The organism is Roseovarius litoreus (assembly GCF_900142765.1).
GTDB classification, from domain to species: Bacteria; Pseudomonadota; Alphaproteobacteria; order Rhodobacterales; family Rhodobacteraceae; genus Roseovarius; species Roseovarius litoreus.
Window position 1 is genome coordinate 89,500 of sequence record NZ_FRCB01000001.1, and the last position, 13,659, is coordinate 103,158.

At 61.9% G+C, this 13,659-nt stretch carries 12 protein-coding genes; 3 read left to right on the top strand and 9 right to left on the bottom strand.

The features are described 5' to 3' along the window. Positions 1-27 precede the first annotated feature (27 nt). The gene (locus tag F3H35_RS00430) at positions 28-2,457 is read left to right on the top strand and encodes a ligase-associated DNA damage response DEXH box helicase (protein ID WP_149777707.1); all 2,430 of its coding nucleotides are present in this window, start codon (positions 28-30) and stop codon (positions 2,455-2,457) included. Positions 2,458-2,474: 17 nt separating this feature from the next. After that, the gene (gene pdeM / locus F3H35_RS00435) at positions 2,475-3,137 is read left to right on the top strand and encodes a ligase-associated DNA damage response endonuclease PdeM (protein ID WP_149777708.1); all 663 of its coding nucleotides are present in this window, start codon (positions 2,475-2,477) and stop codon (positions 3,135-3,137) included. Positions 3,138-3,147: 10 nt separating this feature from the next. On the opposite strand, the gene F3H35_RS00440 is transcribed toward pdeM, so the two are convergent. After that, the gene (locus tag F3H35_RS00440) at positions 3,148-3,987 is read right to left on the bottom strand and encodes a LytTR family DNA-binding domain-containing protein (RefSeq protein ID WP_188129823.1); all 840 of its coding nucleotides are present in this window, start codon (positions 3,985-3,987) and stop codon (positions 3,148-3,150) included. 127 nt (positions 3,988-4,114) lie between these two features. Here F3H35_RS00440 and F3H35_RS00445 point away from each other — a divergent pair, with 127 nt between their 5' ends. Then, the gene (locus F3H35_RS00445; RefSeq protein ID WP_149777710.1) at positions 4,115-4,537 is read left to right on the top strand and encodes a PaaI family thioesterase; all 423 of its coding nucleotides are present in this window, start codon (positions 4,115-4,117) and stop codon (positions 4,535-4,537) included. A gap of 51 nt (positions 4,538-4,588) precedes the next feature. Here the strand turns inward: F3H35_RS00445 and folD are convergent, their stop codons facing one another. The 8 genes from folD to pal form a co-directional block, all read right to left on the bottom strand. Next, positions 4,589-5,491, bottom strand: coding sequence for a bifunctional methylenetetrahydrofolate dehydrogenase/methenyltetrahydrofolate cyclohydrolase FolD (gene folD / locus F3H35_RS00450; RefSeq protein WP_149777711.1), 903 nt, complete (start codon positions 5,489-5,491; stop codon positions 4,589-4,591). A gap of 78 nt (positions 5,492-5,569) precedes the next feature. Continuing rightward, the gene (locus F3H35_RS00455; protein ID WP_149777712.1) at positions 5,570-7,246 is read right to left on the bottom strand and encodes a formate--tetrahydrofolate ligase; all 1,677 of its coding nucleotides are present in this window, start codon (positions 7,244-7,246) and stop codon (positions 5,570-5,572) included. A gap of 222 nt (positions 7,247-7,468) precedes the next feature. Further along, positions 7,469-8,068 carry an MOSC domain-containing protein gene (locus F3H35_RS00460; RefSeq protein WP_149777713.1) on the bottom strand — a complete coding sequence of 200 codons (600 nt, stop codon included), beginning with the start codon at positions 8,066-8,068 and terminating at the stop codon, positions 7,469-7,471. Positions 8,069-8,162: 94 nt separating this feature from the next. Continuing rightward, positions 8,163-8,882: a methyltransferase domain-containing protein gene (locus F3H35_RS00465; protein WP_149778355.1), complete on the bottom strand. Its 720-nt coding sequence runs from the start codon at positions 8,880-8,882 to the stop codon at positions 8,163-8,165. 62 nt (positions 8,883-8,944) lie between these two features. After that, complete coding sequence (gene ftsH / locus F3H35_RS00470; protein ID WP_149777714.1) at positions 8,945-10,870, bottom strand: ATP-dependent zinc metalloprotease FtsH; 1,926 nt, start codon at positions 10,868-10,870, stop codon at positions 8,945-8,947. Between the two features lie 79 nt (positions 10,871-10,949). Further along, a complete protein-coding gene (gene tilS, locus F3H35_RS00475; protein ID WP_317510546.1) occupies positions 10,950-12,203 on the bottom strand; it encodes a tRNA lysidine(34) synthetase TilS in 1,254 nt (417 codons plus the stop codon). Then, a complete protein-coding gene (gene ybgF, locus F3H35_RS00480) occupies positions 12,200-13,048 on the bottom strand; it encodes a tol-pal system protein YbgF (protein ID WP_149778357.1) in 849 nt (282 codons plus the stop codon). The genes tilS and ybgF overlap by 4 nt, the downstream gene beginning before the upstream one ends. Before the next feature lie 28 nt (positions 13,049-13,076). After that, the gene (pal, locus tag F3H35_RS00485) at positions 13,077-13,592 is read right to left on the bottom strand and encodes a peptidoglycan-associated lipoprotein Pal (protein WP_149777715.1); all 516 of its coding nucleotides are present in this window, start codon (positions 13,590-13,592) and stop codon (positions 13,077-13,079) included. Between the last annotated feature and the right edge of the window lie 67 nt (positions 13,593-13,659).

Sequence of the window (13,659 nt, forward strand, 5' to 3'; positions counted from 1 at the left end):
GCGTAGCCTTTCCCCTACCTCTGGGGCATGCGCTCCGTGCCCGATGTCTTCAACCGATGGTTTGCCTTGCGCGGGTGGTCGATCCACCCGCACCAGTTCGCCATGCTTGAGCGTGCGGACGACCCTGCCACCTTGCTCATCGCCCCGACAGGCGGGGGCAAGACGCTGGCGGGCTTTCTGCCGACGCTGGTCGATCTGGCACAAGGCGGGCATGACGGGCTGCATACGCTCTACATTTCGCCGCTCAAGGCGTTGGCTGCTGATATCAGGCGCAACCTGACCACGCCAATCACCGAAATGGACCTGCCCATCAGGGTCGAGGACCGGACCGGCGACACACCCGCAAGCCGCAAGCGCCGCCAGCGCGCCGATCCCCCCCATATTCTTCTGACAACCCCCGAGAGTCTGGCGCTGCTGACCTCGTATGAGGACGCGCCGCGCATCTTCAAGGGGCTGCGTCGGGTGGTGGTCGACGAAATCCATGCTCTGGCCGAGTCAAAACGCGGTGACCAGTTGATGCTGGCACTGGCGCGGCTGCAGACGCTCTGCCCCGATCTGCGCCGGGTGGGGCTTTCGGCGACCGTGGAAGACCCCGGCGCCATCGCGCGACTTCTGGCCCGCCATCCCGACCCCTGCGCGATCCTCGAGGCGGATCCCGGCCCGGAACCTGACATCTCGATGCTCGAAACAGATCAGGCGCCGCCTTGGGCCGGTGGTGGGGCCGCCTATGCGATCCCGGCGGTTCTGGAGCAGGTCAAGGCGCACACCACCACGCTGATCTTCCACAACACCCGCGCGCAGGCGGAGTTGTTCTTTCACAACCTCTGGCTGGCCAACGAGGACGCGCTACCGATCGGCATTCACCACGGGTCCCTCGATCGCCAACAGCGCGAACGGGTCGAAGGCGCCATGCAGCGCGGCGAGTTGAGAGCGATCGTCTGCACCGGCAGTCTGGATTTGGGGATCGATTGGGGCGATGTGGATCTGGTGATCCAGATTGGCGCACCGAAGAACGTCAAGCGGCTGGTACAGCGGATCGGGCGGGCCAACCACCGCTACAACGCGCCCTCAAAGGCGCTTCTGGTGCCGGCAAACCGCTTCGAAATCGTGGAATGTCGTGCCGCCCTGCAAGCCGTGCGCGATCACGATCTGGATGGCGAACCACGTGGCCCCGGACCGCGCGATGTTTTGTGCCAGCACATTCTGATCACCGCCTGCGCAGGACCGTTCGAGGCCGACGCGCTTTATGCCGAGGTCACAAGCGCCGGGGCCTATGCCGATCTGAGCCGCGCGGATTTCGATGCCTGTCTCGAGTTCTGCGCCACCGGCGGCTATGCCCTGCGCGCCTATGATCAGTGGCAGCGGCTCAAGCAGATGCCGGATGGGCGGTGGCACTTGCGCGACCCGCGCAGTGCACGGCTGATCCGGATGAATATCGGAACGATCCAGGACACCGATACGCTGAAGGTCCGGATGCGCCGCACGCGTGGCGGCAAACCATTGGGCGAAATCGAAGAAGGCTTTGCCGCGTCATTGACGCCCGGCGACACGTTCCTGATCGGCGGGCAGATCGTGCGGTTCGAATCCTTGCGTGAAATGGTCGTCGAAGTCAGCCGTGACAAAGGCCGGACCCCCAAGATCGCAACCTTCATGGGCACCAAATTCGCCACCTCCACCCAACTGAGCGATCGCATCCTGTCGATGCTCGCGCAGGACGACTGGCCAGAGCTGCCCACTCATGCAAGGGACTGGCTGCATCTGCAGCGCGACCTGTCCAGCCTGCCGGAAAAGGGCCGTCTGTTGATCGAAAGCTTTCCGCATGACGGGCGCGAGCATGTCTGCATCTATGGTTTCGCAGGGCGCAATGCGCAACAGACACTGGGGCTTCTGGTCACCAAGCGGATGGAAGAGATGGGCCTTGCCCCGCTTGGCTTCGTTTCGACGGACTATGCCACGCTGATCTGGGGGCTTGAGCCCATGACCGACCCTGCGCCGATCTTCGCCCCCGACGCCCTGCGCGACGGGCTTGAGCAATGGCTTGCCGGTAATGCGCTCATGAAAAGGACCTTTCGCGCCTCCGCCACGATTGCGGGCCTCATTCAGCGCAATACCCCTCAGGCTCGCAAGACCGGGCGGCAGGCGACGTTTTCCTCGGACATCCTCTATGACACGCTGGTCAAATACGATCCCGGCCACCTTCTGCTGGACATAACCCGCCAGGAGGCGATGCGCGGACTGATCGATTTCGGTCGCATCGAACAGATGCTGAGCCGCGTCGGCGGTCGGATCGACCTGTTGCGCCTCGCCCGGGTCACACCCTTCGCAGCCCCCCTATTTCTCGAGGCCGGGCGCACTCCGGTCGAGGGAGCGGCACAGGAACGGCTGCTGGCCGAAGAAACAGCAAAGCTCATGCAGCTCGCAGGCCTCGACCGCGAAGGCTTGCAATCCCGGGCATGACACGCGAAGAACGTTCCATGAACGGATATGACTTCACTCTTGCCGGACAACGCCTTGTGGCCCTGGGATCAGGCGCGCTTTACTGGCCATCCAAGGCGTTGATCTGTGTGTCGGACCTTCACTTGGGTAAATCCGAGCGCCGCGCCCGACGCGGCGAGGCGCCTTTGCCGCCCTACGAAACGCGCGACACCCTGACCCGGCTCGAGGCCGATCTCAACAAGACCGGAGCCACGACAGTCATTTGCCTTGGCGACAGTTTCGACGACGATGCCGCCGCACGCGGGCTGTCGGAAGACGACAAACTGTGGATCATCGCGCTGCAAGCGGGGCGTCGTTGGGTCTGGATCGAGGGCAATCACGATCCCGGCCCGGTCGAACTTGGCGGCGCGCATCTGGCCGAACTGCCCCTGCCGCCTCTGGTGTTCCGCCATATCGCGCAGCCCGGTCACAGCGGGGAAGTGTCAGGACATTACCACCCCAAGGCCACGATCCGGGCGCGGGGCCGCGCGATCACGCGCCCGGCTTTTCTGATCGATGGAGACAAGGTCGTTATGCCGGCTTACGGCACCTATACCGGCGGACTGCACAGTCATAATGCGGCTTTGGCCGGGCTGATGCGCTCCGAGGCACTGGCTGTCATGACCGGGCCAATGCCGCATCCCGTGCCGATGCCGCGCTGACATCTCGGCATCACGATCTACTGACCAGTTTGAGGTGCACCGCCGGATCACGCTCGATGACACCCACCTCTTCGAGAGCCGTCCGATATTTGCGGCTGACAGGCACCCTGTCACCATTGCTCAGCTGGAGAAAAAGCTTGTGCGCATTCTCACGCTCCACAGCCACGATGGCAGAGCGCGCCACCCAATGGGACCTGTGCACACAATATCCCTCGACCGGCTCCATCTCGTCGATCGCATCGGCGAACCTGAGCCGCAAGACCTCGGACCCTTCGGCAGTGACCACCTCGACATAATGATCGCTGGCGCTCAGCCGCAGAACATCGCCGACATGTTCATCTGACAGGCGCCTGAGCAATCTTGGTTCGTTGCCAGATTGCTCGCCCCCCATGTCGTCAATATGCAGGTAACTGCCCTGCTCGGCCATGCAAAGATGGCGGTAGAGAACAAAAATGCCGACCGACATGCAAAACACGTTGAAGGTCACCCGGGTCAGATGGACATCGACCCCGATCGCTTCGGGTTGGAAAATCGCGCGAAGACCAAACACGGTCGGCCCGAAGACCAAAGCCATCAGCAGTGCTGCAAAGCCATCGAACAGCACAGGCCGACCAGAACCGATCACCACGCGGGTGATCGCATGAGCCGAATAGCCGAACAGAAATGCGAGCGTGACAACGATGCTCCAATAGAGCAACCGTGTCGGCCAGTCGAAAGCACCAAATGTCCCGAACGGACCGGCGAGGGTCGCGACAACGATGCAAATGACCCAGACAAAGCCGTTGAGCGGAGAAATGAAATACCGGAACGTCTCTGAAAACGCCGACGTAACCTTGTCAGACAGCTTCATACTTTGCCCAAATGTAACCCCTGGTGCTTGATATAACGCCATTTCACGATCTGCCAACTATTCAAGCAACTAGCATCGCATTTCAGAGTGTGAGCAAATGACCGTGGAGAACAAGGAAACAGACACAATGGCGCCAGTGACCGAAGACCGAATTCGCCAAAGCTTCGCCGCTCAATCCCTTATGGCAACCTTCGGGGCGACGCTGGCTCGGGTCGAGGAAGGCGTGGTGGAGATCGAAGCGCCGATCCTGCCCGGCAGCCGCCAGCAGCACGGATTCGCCCATGCCGGGCTGACATTCGCGATCGGAGACAGTGCCGCAGGATATGCGGCCTTGTCAGTCCTTCCCGAGGGGTACGAAGTGCTGACCACCGAGATGAAGGTGAACCTGCTTGCCACCGGTCAAGGCGATCTGCTGGTCGCGAGGGGCAAGGTGATCAAGCCGGGGCGCAGGCTGGTCATCGTGCAGGCGGATGTCTTTGCCCTCACCGATGGCAAGGAGACCCATATCGCCCTGCTGACCGGGACGATGATGCCCGTAGCGCCCAAATGATATGCCCCTAAGCAGGGGTCTGGGGCACATCTGGGCAGATGATCGAGGCAGTCAGGCCGTCAATCCCTCGGGTTCTGACAAGCCATTGGCGCGGCAGCAGGCGGTGACCGTGTTGGCCAGAAGGCACGCAATCGTCATCGGCCCTACCCCGCCCGGCACTGGAGTGATGGCGCCCGCTACCTCTGCGCAGCTGTCGAAATGGCAATCGCCCACAAGGCGCGTCTGGCCCTCGCCCTTGTCCGGGGCGTCGATCCGATTGATGCCCACGTCGATCACGGTGGCGCCGGGCTTGATCCAGTCGCCTGTCACCATTTCCGGGCGCCCAACAGCTGCCACGACGATATCGGCGCGACGGGTCACATCCTGAATGTCCTTGGTGCGGCTATGCGCGATGGTCACCGTGCAGCTGTCCCCCAGCAAAAGCTGGGCCATCGGTTTGCCCACGATGTTCGAGCGCCCGATAACCACCGCATCCATCCCCGACAGACTACCGTGATAGTCGCGCAGCATCATCAGACAGCCAAGCGGGGTGCAGGGCACCATGGATTTCTGTCCGGTTCCCAACAGCCCGACATTCGAGATGTGGAACCCGTCCACATCCTTGGCCGGGTCAATGGAATTGATCACCAGATCCTCGTTCAGGTGTCCGGGCAGCGGTAATTGAACGAGAATGCCATGCACTTCGGGCGCATTGTTCAGCTTGTCGATCAGCGCCAGAAGGTCTTTTTCCGAAGTGTCAGCATCCAGCTTGTGCTCGTAGGAATTCATCCCCACCTCGACGGTCTGCTTGCCTTTCGAGCGCACATAGACCTGGCTGGCTGGATCCTCACCGACCAGAACCACGGCGAGGCCGGGGGTGATCGCATGTTCTTCCTTGAGCCGCGCGACATGGCCGGCCACTTTCTCACGCACCTTGGCCGCGAAGGCCTTGCCGTCGATGATCCGTGCCGTCATCGGTTTTCCCTTTCCGAAAATGGGTAAAGTTGCGCCCCGCATACAGGATACGGGGCGCATATGGTCAAGAGGCAGACCTTAGAACAGGCCTTCGATATCGCCGTCAGCGTTCAACTTGATCGCCTCGGCCGCGGGTTTGCTGGGCAGACCCGGCATGGTCATGATCTCGCCGCAGATCACGACGACGAAACCGGCACCCGCGCTCAGGCGGACTTCGCGGACCGGCACCGAATGGCCGGTGGGGGCGCCACGGCGTCTAGGGTCAGTGGTGAAGCTGTATTGTGTCTTGGCCATGCAGACAGGCAGATTGCCATAGCCTGCATCTTCCCATTCCTTGAGCTGGTTGCGGATCTTCTGATCCGCCAGCACCTCATCGGCGCGGTAAATCCGCTTGGCAATCGTCTCGACCTTTTGCAGCAGCGGCATGTCGTCGGGATATAGCGGGGCGAAATTCGCCTGACCCGCCTCGGCGATGGCGGCCACGCGGGTCGCCAGTTCCTCGGTGCCTTCCGACCCTTTGGCCCAGTGTTGGCACAGGATCGCCTCTGAGCCCTGCTCGGCCACGTAGTCCTTCACGGCCTGCACTTCGGCATCGGTATCGGTCACGAAATGGTTGATCGCCACCACCACCGGAACGCCAAAGGATTTGACGTTCTCGATATGGCGTCCAAGGTTCGGGCAGCCCTTCTTGACCGCCTCGACATTTTCCGCGCCCAGATCGGCCTTGGCCACACCGCCGTTCATCTTCATCGCGCGCACTGTCGCCACGACCACCACAACGGATGGCGCAAGCCCGGCCTTGCGGCACTTGATGTTCATGAATTTCTCGGCGCCCAGATCCGCCCCGAAGCCTGCTTCGGTCACGACATAGTCGGCCAGTTTCAGCGCCGTTGTCGTCGCCATGACCGAGTTGCAGCCATGCGCGATATTCGCGAAAGGGCCACCATGCACGAAGGCCGGGTTGTTTTCCAGCGTCTGCACGAGGTTGGGCTGCATCGCATCCTTCAGCAGCACGGTCATCGCACCGTCGGCCTTGATGTCACGGCAGGTGATGGGCTGCTTGTCACGCGTATAGGCGACGATGATGTTGCCAAGACGGTGCTCCAGATCCTCCAGATCGGTGGACAGGCACAAGATCGCCATGACTTCCGAAGCCACGGTGATATCGAACCCGGTTTGGCGCGGGAAGCCGTTCGCGACCCCACCAAGCGACGTGACGATATCGCGCAGCGCGCGATCGTTCATGTCGAGAACGCGGCGCCAGACGACCCGGCGTTCATCGATGCCCAGCTCGTTGCCCCAGTAGATGTGGTTGTCGATCATCGCGCTCAGCAGGTTGTGAGCCGTGGTGATCGCGTGGAAATCCCCGGTGAAATGCAGGTTCATTTCCTCCATCGGAACCACCTGTGCATAGCCACCGCCGGCCGCGCCGCCCTTCATGCCGAAGCACGGGCCAAGGCTTGCCTCGCGAATACAGACCGCCGCTTTCTTGCCGATCCGATTCAGGCCGTCTCCCAGACCCACCGTGGTCGTGGTCTTGCCCTCGCCGGCCGGCGTCGGGTTGATCGCCGTCACGAGAACCAGTTTGCCGTTCTTGTTGCCCTTCACCGAGTTGATGAAGTCCTGGCTGACCTTGGCCTTGTCATGGCCATAGGGCAGCAGGTGATCGCTAGGGATGCCAAGTTTCTCGCCAATTTCCTGAATCGGCTTCTTGTTGGCTTCACGGGCGATTTCGATGTCGGACTTGTAGCTCATTGTATTTCCTCGTGGTGGCCAAAGGCGGTGATGCTTTCCCGTCGCTCTTAGCTCGTCTGCGACAGTATACAGCACGCGATTCCGACATATCCGGTAGCTGTTGCGGCGGGCTGTCGCACCGCCGTTTCTGATCGGAAACAGCGCGCGACAGAAGGAAATCAGCGGCAACCGGCGGACAGGCGGAAGGATCAAGCCCGCGAAGAACAGGCCCGGGTCAAGCGATCAAGCGCCATGTATGGCTTTCATATGGGGCCAGGGCCTTTGATCCGGCACATGCAGCGTTACCGTGTCACCAACCCTCAAAATGCCTTCACGTTCGACCCATGCCGTCACGCCCCGTCGGCCCTTGGCCGCGGTTTTGAAGGCTTTGCCCTTGCCGGGCGCATCCTCGTCTATGACCTTGGCGGGCAGATGACAGGGGCGGTTTTCCATATCCACCACCAGCGTTGTGCCGGCAGAGCTCTGAAGCCGGGAGGATGGCGGCACATGAGTGAAGTCGGGGATGCCTTGCAGCACCATCGACGCCCCGACCCAGGCGGGGTTGATGGCCTCTATGCCCATCCGGGTGGCGATCGCATCAAGGTCTTCGGCGGAAAGGATGGAAAACTGACGAACGTTGCGAATTTCCGTGCCCCTTGGATACTGGCTTGTGACCCGGCTACAGGATGGTCGGGTCAGACCGGCATGCTCTTCACCCTCGACCCCGGCGAAAGTCGCCAGCACTTCATCAAGGGGCTCGGCCCGCAGGGTCGCATCGCGATACGACACGCGCCCCAGCCAGATGATCTTCGCGGTGAAGTCGGTGGGGATCAATGCCGGCATGTCATGTGTCTCCTTGCATCCTCAAACCAAACTCGTTGCAGAACGGGCAAGGCGCGGCCAAATGACGACATGCGCCCGGGCATGTGAGCCGCCGTCAGACGGTCAGCGTAAAGAACAACCGGCGGAACGGGAACAGCACCGATCCATCCGCTCGCACGGGATAGGCCGCATGCATGACCTCTTCATAGCGGCGGATCAACTCGGCTTTTTCAGCGTCGTCCAGAACTTCGAGCACCGGCCGCGCATAGGTGCTTTCGGTGAAGCGACGCACAGGGTGGCTGCCCGCCTCGGCCATCAGCCGTTGGTAATACTCGGTCTCCCACATACGGAACTGCCCGAGCGGCGTCAGAAGCTCTTCGTATTTCACGGGGGTCATGACGCCGGGCGTGCCCATCTTGTCCACGCGTCCCGGCACCAATTCTTCAACCAGACTCAGCCAGACGCGATGCGACGGGGCCTTGTTCTGATGCGGCATCTGCACCGCCAGAGTGCCACCTTTGCCCAGCATCCGTGCCAGACGGGGCATCAATTGCTCATGATTGCCGACCCAGTGCAACGCCGCGTTCGAAAAGATCAAACCCGGCGCGCGGCGCGGATGCCAGTCCTTGATATCCGCCTGCTGCACGCTGTCATACCCCATCGCTTGCCGGGCTTTTTGCAGCATTGCAGGCGATGCGTCCACGCCGATCACTTGACGACCACCGGCGCGGGCCTTCAGCGCCTCGCCGATGGACCCGTTGCCACAGCCCAGATCCACGACATCCCCGGCCCCCATCTGGCCGACCGCATTCAGCAGGTCCAACCCGGGTCGCAACCGCAAATCCCGGAACCTTGCATAGGCTCCGGGATTCCAGTCGGTTTTTACAGAAGACCCGCTCACGCTGAGGGCTCGGGCTCCGGCCCGCCTTCACCCAATCCAGGCGAGGATTTGGGTTTGGTCTTGGGTATTGCGGTCAACGAGGGCTTTTTCTTCTCTTCGGGGGCGCTGCCTTCGTCGTCACCGGCCTCGGGCGGCTCGCCACGGATGACGCGCGCGATTTCTTCGCCGGTGAGTGTCTCGTATTCCAGAAGACCCTGGGCAAGTCGCTCCCACTCGTCCTTACGCTCGGTCAGGATCTTGAAGGCCGAAGCGTAGGCTTCGTCGATCAGGCGCTTGACCTCGTCTTCTATGAGTTCCTTGGTATGGGCGGAAATCGAGAACCCACCCGCGCCATTGCCCATGTAGCCTTCGTGAGCCTGCTCGTAATCGACATTACCCACCTTGTCGGACATGCCCCACCGCAGGACCATCGCCCGTGCAAGGCCGCTGGCCTGCTGGATGTCACCCGCCGGACCGTTCGACACATCATCGGGTCCGTATTTGAGGATCTCGGCCGCTTTGCCCGCCATGGTCATAGCCAGCTTCTGCTCACATTCCGACTTGTGCCAGTTCAGGCGGTCGATCTCGGGCAGGCTGACCACCATGCCGAGCGCACCACCGCGCGGAATGATCGTTGCCTTGTAGACCGGATCGCATTTCGGCAGCGCCAGACCGACCACGGCGTGGCCTGCCTCGTGATAGGCGGTCTTTTCCTTCTGATCGTCGGTCAGCACCATCGACCGGCGCTCGGCACCCATCATGACCTTGTCCTTGGCGTTTTCGAAATCCTCCATCGTCACGAAACGACGGCCCACGCGCGCCGCCATCAAGGCAGCTTCGTTCACGAGGTTGGCAAGATCGGCACCCGAAAAGCCGGGGGTGCCGCGCGCAATGATCCGCAGGTCCACATCGGGACCAAGCGGGGTCTTGCGGGCATGCACGCCGAGGATCTTCTCGCGCCCTTTGATATCGGGGTTGGGAACGGTGATCTGACGGTCGAACCGGCCCGGACGCAGCAGCGCGGGATCAAGAACATCCTTGCGGTTGGTTGCCGCGATGATGATCACGCCCTCATTCGCCTCGAACCCGTCCATTTCAACTAGGAGCTGGTTGAGCGTCTGTTCACGCTCGTCATTCCCGCCGCCATAGCCTGCACCACGGTGCCGACCCACGGCGTCGATCTCGTCGATGAAGACAATGCAGGGCGCGTTCTTTTTGGCCTGTTCGAACATGTCGCGCACCCGGCTGGCACCGACGCCCACGAACATTTCCACGAAATCCGAGCCGGAGATGGTGAAGAACGGAACCCCGGCCTCCCCGGCGATGGCGCGCGCCAGCAGCGTCTTACCGGTGCCCGGAGGACCGACAAGCAAAGCGCCTTTGGGGATCTTGCCGCCAAGACGGCTGAACTTCTGCGGATTGCGCAGGAATTCCACGATCTCTTCCAGCTCTTCCTTGGCCTCGTCGATACCGGCCACATCGTCGAAGGTGACGCGCCCGTGCTTTTCGGTCAGCATCTTGGCCTTGGACTTGCCGAAGCCCATCGCGCCGCCCTTGCCGCCGCCCTGCATGCGGTTCATGAAATAGATCCACACGCCGATCAGCAGGATGAACGGCAATAGCGAGATCAGGAAGGTCTGAAAGCCCGACTGCTCCTGCGGCTCGGCATTGACCGGGATATCCGCCTCGATCAGCATGTTGGTCAGTTCAGCATCCTGGGGCTTGATGGTAACGTATTCTTTGCCATCCGCACCGCGGAAGCGCACGTTTTCGCCATCAAGCGTGACCTGGCTCACATTGCCGTCCTCGATCGCGGTCACGAACTCGGAATACTTGATCGCCTTGCTCTGGAGCGTGTTGCCCGGGCCGCTGAACAGATTGAACAGTGCCAATATCAGCAGGAACAGAACCAGCCAGAAGGCGATATTTCTTGCGTTGCCCAAGGAAACTCTCCTCAAAATTCGGATAGAGCGGACCTACCACGAGACCCACCCAACTAAAATAGAGATAACATCCATTACTTCAATGCGATAAAAAAGAGGTGAAGTATGCCTCTTCGTCGCGGATCAGAATGGTGCGCCACCCGTTTTCAAGACCGGCAAGCGGAGCGGCCAACAGCTCATCTCCTCGCCAGACCGAAGGGCCGGCGATCAGCGACGCAGCCGGCAAACCGGTTTCCCGGCGCCCGACACAATGTGAAAGGCCGTTTTTGCCCAAGGCGCGCAGCTCGGCGCCCGCGATGTCAGGCCCTTCAAGGCGCCATCGCCCATCCCAAAGATCCGTCACCTTGCACCGTTCCGAGGCGACCGCCTTCCATTCCCTCGTGATCCGCAGGTGGTCATTTCGCAGCGTCACAAGACACCCCTGCAACGTCATGTCGCGCCCCTCGGCAATGGCCTCGAGAAGATCATCGAGCGCCCGGCCACGGGGGACATATTCCGCGCCGCTGATCCATTTCAGCGAGGTCTGCAAGAGGCGACGGGCCGTTTCTCGGGGCAGGCCGTCGAAGCCAGACCTGTCGACAATCAGATCACCCGACTGGATGCGGACATGCTGTCGCGCCGCCTCAAGCGCATAGAGATAAAGGGTTTGCCGCACATCGGACATCCTATGCGCCACCGCGCCAAGACCCGCCGCCGTAATCCCGAGAGGGGCCAGTTCCCGCAAGGCCGCGCGCGCCTTGACGCGCTCATAGCGGGGATCTTCGTTACTGGGGTCCTCCACCCAAGTCATGCCCCGGCCTTCAAGTGCGGCGCGCAACTCGTGCCGAAAGACGGCAAGGGCCGGACGGCAAAAGGTCACGCCATGGCTTTCGAAGCGCTCCGACATGGCGGACAAGCCATCAACACCCGCGCCACGCGCCAGCCGCATCAGGAACGTCTCGGCCTGATCGTCCGCCGTATGGGCGATGGCGATACAGGCGATACCCTGGCCGCGTGCCCACTCCGCCAGCAGGCCATATCGCGCCCGGCGGGCCTGATCCGGCAGATTGCCCCGCCCGTCCCATTCCGTCCATTTCAGGATATCATGCGGTACGCCCAAACGCTCGCAATCTGCGGCGACCTTGGCAGCCTCCTGCGCAGCTTCGGGTCGCAGGCGATGATCCACGGTCACCGCATGGAGAGCAGGGCCCCCGGCCAACCGCCAGTCATTCAGCACGACCAGCAAGCCAAGCGAATCACTCCCCCCCGAGACGGCCACGGCCAGCCGCTCTGGTGCATTCGGAAGAAAATGACCGGCGATCCGGTCGCGCAGCGCGTCCGGATCCGTGGTCACTGACAGCCCAAAGAACTCATCGCCGCCTGGGCCTGTCCGACTGCGGAATCGCCCGGAAACCGGTTGCCGACCTCTGCCAGGGTGACACAGGCCTGCTCGGTCTGCCCCAGAGCGCCAAGCGCGGCCCCCAGACGGAACAGTGCCTCGGCGGCTTCGGGGCCATTGTTGTCGCTGCTGAACGTGTCGAGATAGGCGCGCGCGGCCTCTTTCATCTGTCCCCCAGCTTCCAGAGCCTGCCCGCGCAGCAGACCGGCCCGCGCGGTCAAGGGACCACCCGGATAACTCTGCTGAAACGTCGCGAATTGCTCTGCTGCCGCTGCGTGGTCACCTGCGTCAAGCGCCTCTTTGGCACGGTTGAAATCGGCCTCTTCGCTGACGGCGAGCTGGGGGGCTTCCGGCTCGCCGCCTTCTGACGGCTGAGCCGCGATCACAGCCCCGCTTGCGCCACTGGCCGACGTGTCGATGCCCCCGAGCGTGGTGCTGTCGCCAAGTGCTCCGATGTCGCAATCGGTTTCAAGCTCGCACAGCCGGAATTCGAGGTCGCCAATCCGGTTCGCCCCGTCCTCTGCCACGCGTTCCACCTTGAATTGCAGCTCTTCAGTCTTGGCTGTCAGGCGCTGCAACTCGCTTTCGATGGCGTTCACACGCTCGATCACCGTGCCGCTTCCGCTCAACTGACCTGCGGCGCCGGTGGTGTTCAGTTCCCGCTTGAGTTTCTGCAACTCGACAAACAGCACCGACAGTTCCTGCCGGATATCCGCCAGGGTTTCCGTGTTTGCCTGCGCCATGGCTTGCCCCGGAAGACTTAACGCAAGAACTGTCAGAATCGTCACGATCCGGTGCATCGGCACTCCCCTCATGCGCGTGGTGGCGTCAGCTGCTCGGGACGGCGGAAATGACCGTCACGGCGCGGCGGTTCTTGGCGTAACAGGCCTCGTTGCTGCACAGCTCGATGGGACGTTCCTTGCCGTAGCTGACCACCTTCAGGCGATTACCGGCAATGCCGCGGCTGACAAGATATTCCTGCACGGCATTGGCTCGGCGCGCGCCAAGCGCGAGGTTGTATTCCCGTGTGCCCTGCTCGTCGGCATGGCCTTCGATCACGGCCGAGTAATCGGTATTGGTCATCAACCACTGCGCCTGACCATCCAGAACGGCCTGCGCCTCGGACGACAGGGTGGATTGATCCACGGCGAACAGAACCCTGTCTCCGATGGTTTGCTGGAAATAGAGCGGCGAGGTGGGATCACTGGCGGATGCGGCCATGCCGGCGTTCATGCCGCCATTGTTGAAGCCCGCGCCCGTGCCATCGTCGAACCGGTCAGGGTTCGAGCAGGCCGCCAGCGCGAGCCCCGCGCATAGCAAAAGGGTCTTGCTCAGATAGGTCATTTGGATGCCTCGTTCTTTTCTGGTGTCGTTGCTGTTGTCAAATCTATCATAGCCACTGCATCTTGGA